Annotated in this window: 2 protein-coding genes and 1 pseudogene; 2 read left to right on the top strand and 1 reads right to left on the bottom strand. The window is 72.2% G+C overall.

Annotated elements, in window-relative coordinates:
• Nucleotides 1-196, top strand: a pseudogene (locus tag IE249_RS37255) (hypothetical protein); the annotation flags it as partial.
• 62 nt (nucleotides 197-258) lie between these two features.
• Here IE249_RS37255 and IE249_RS14635 read toward each other — a convergent pair.
• A complete protein-coding gene (locus tag IE249_RS14635) occupies nucleotides 259-1005 on the bottom strand; it encodes a hypothetical protein (protein ID WP_189705259.1) in 747 nt (248 codons plus the stop codon).
• Between the two features lie 226 nt (nucleotides 1006-1231).
• Here IE249_RS14635 and IE249_RS14630 point away from each other — a divergent pair.
• On the top strand, nucleotides 1232-2500 hold a 1269-nt coding region (locus IE249_RS14630), incomplete at its 3' end, for a magnesium transporter MgtE N-terminal domain-containing protein (protein ID WP_189705258.1).

Genomic DNA, 2500 nt, shown 5'->3' with positions numbered 1-2500 from the left:
CGCGCCCGACGGCGAGGCCATGACGGACCGCTGGGCCCGCGAGTGCCGAGTCCTCCGCCTGGAGCCCACCGGCCCCCTCACCCCCCTCCCCGACACCTCCCTCGCCCACCCCCCGCTCCCCACCCCAGCCACCACCCGCCACCCCGTCCCCCCAGCCCTGCCCCGCCTGCTGACGAAGAGGCGCAAGCGCGCGTAACGGCCGGTCGGCGGGTCCACCACCCGCTCGGCAACACGCCCGGCACCGGCCGGCGGCCCCGGCTAGGACGTCGGGAGTTGTCTGCCGTAGTCGACCGTGTCGGTCTTCTCGGGTTCCGCGAGGGGGAAGTTCTTGTTCCAGTCGGAGAAGGTCAGCGTGCCCGCGCCCCCGGCGCGGACCAGGCGCAGGGGGTAGGGGGTGCCCTCGAGGCAGACGTCCAGCGTGCCGCCGGAGCCCTTGTCGCCGGTGACGCGGATGGTGCGCAGGCCGGACTGCTCGTGGTGGCCGTCGGTGGCCAGCGTGCCGTGCAGGGTCAGCAGCCCCTCGAGGAGGACGTTCTTGTCGGTGAAGCCGCTGAACCGCTTGTACGCGGGGTCGCCCTGCGGCACCTTGACGTACTTGCCGTCCAGCTTGCCCGCGGCCCCCGTGTCCTTTCCGTCGCCGTCGGCGTGGTTCCAGAACTCGGCGTTCGCCTTCAGGTACAGCTGCTTGCCCACCCGCAGCAGTCCGAAGGTCACGCCCTGGGAGGTGACCGACCCGGTCCCGCCGTCGGCCTTCAGCCGCATGTCGAGCCGGTACGTACGCCCGTTGCTGACCACGTTCCCCGACAGGTGCACCGCGTCCGCGGAGGCGGCGGCCGTCCGGGTCCGGCTCTGGATCTTGTCGGGCGGGAGTTTCCCCACCCCGTTGGTGCCCGCGTCCGGATCGTCCCCCGAGCATCCCGTCAGCCCCGCCCCGGCGACCACCACTGCGCACAGCGCGCTGGTCAGCGCGGCCCGGCGGGAACGGCCCTGGGGAATCGCAGTCACAGGTCAGGGTGCCTTTCTGACAGGTGTCCTTCGGCGGCGTACGGCAGCGTACCGGTGCCCCGTAGGGTGGGCGGAGCCGGATCGTCCGGACCCCTCACCAGGACGTATCCGAACGGGACGGGCTAGCCTGAAGCCCACCTGAGCGGGCAATTGGGAAAAGAAACCCACCTCGTCCAACACGCACCCCGTACCGCGCAGAACACAGCCACGCAAAGGAGGCGCAGCCATGGCAGCGGGCGCCCCCCGGATCTTCGTCTCGCACCTCGCCGGAGTCGCCGTCTTCGATCCGGCGGGCGACCAGGTGGGGCGGGTCAGAGATCTGGTCGTCATGCTGCGCGTCGGGCGACGGCCGCCCCGCCTGCTCGGACTGGTCGTCGAACTGTCCACCCGGCGCCGCATCTTCCTGCCCATGACCCGGGTCACGAGCATCGAGTCCGGCCAGGTCATCAGCACCGGCGTGCTCAACGTCCGGCGCTTCGAGCAGCGCCCCACCGAACGGCTGGTCTTCGGCGAACTCCTCGACCGGCGGGTGACGCTGGTGGAGACGGGCGAGGAGGTCACGGTCCTGGACCTGTCGGTGCAGCAGCTGCCGGCCCGCCGGGACTGGGAGATCGACCGCGTCTTCGTGCGCAAGGGCCGCAAGGGCGGCGCCTTCCGGCGCAACCGCGGCGAGGCGCTGACGGTGGAGTGGTCCGCGGTGACCGGCTTCTCGCTGGAGGAGCACGGACAGGGCGCGGAGAACCTGCTCGCCACCTTCGAGCAACTGCGCCCCGCCGACCTCGCCAACGTGCTGCACCACCTCTCCTCCAAGCGGCGCGCCGAGGTGGCCGCCGCCCTCGACGACGACCGGCTCGCCGACGTCCTGGAGGAGCTCCCGGAGGACGACCAGATCGAGATCCTCGGCAAGCTGAAGAGCGAGCGCGCGGCCGACGTGCTGGAGGCGATGGACCCCGACGACGCGGCCGACCTGCTCGCCGAACTGCCCGAGGAGGAGCAGGAGCGGCTGCTGGGCCTGATGCAGCCGGCCGACGCGGCCGACATGCGCCGCCTGATGTCGTACGAGGAGCACACGGCGGGCGGTCTGATGACGACCGAGCCGATCGTGCTGCGCCCGGACGCGACCGTCGCCGACGCCCTGGCCCGGGTGCGCAACCGCGACCTGTCCCCCGCGCTGGCCGCGCAGGTCTACGTGTGCCGCCCGCCCGACGAGACCCCGACCGGCAAGTACCTGGGCACGGTGCACTTCCAGCGCCTGCTGCGCGAGCCGCCGTACACCCTGGTCAGCTCGGTCCTCGACGACGACCTGCAGCCGCTGGACCCGGAGGCCACGCTGCCCGTCATCGCCGGGTTCTTCGCCACGTACGACATGGTGGCGGCGCCCGTGGTCGACGAGGCGGGCTCGCTGCTGGGCGCGGTGACGGTGGACGACGTCCTGGACCACATGCTCCCGGACGACTGGCGGGAGACGGAGTTCCACCTGGAGGACGGGACGGGC

Origin of the sequence: Streptomyces anandii JCM 4720, from assembly GCF_014650655.1 — a bacterium.
Classification (GTDB): Bacteria; Actinomycetota; Actinomycetes; order Streptomycetales; family Streptomycetaceae; genus Streptomyces; species Streptomyces anandii.
Note: the sequence above shows the minus strand (reverse complement) of the source record. Positions and strands in the feature narration are given on the sequence as shown.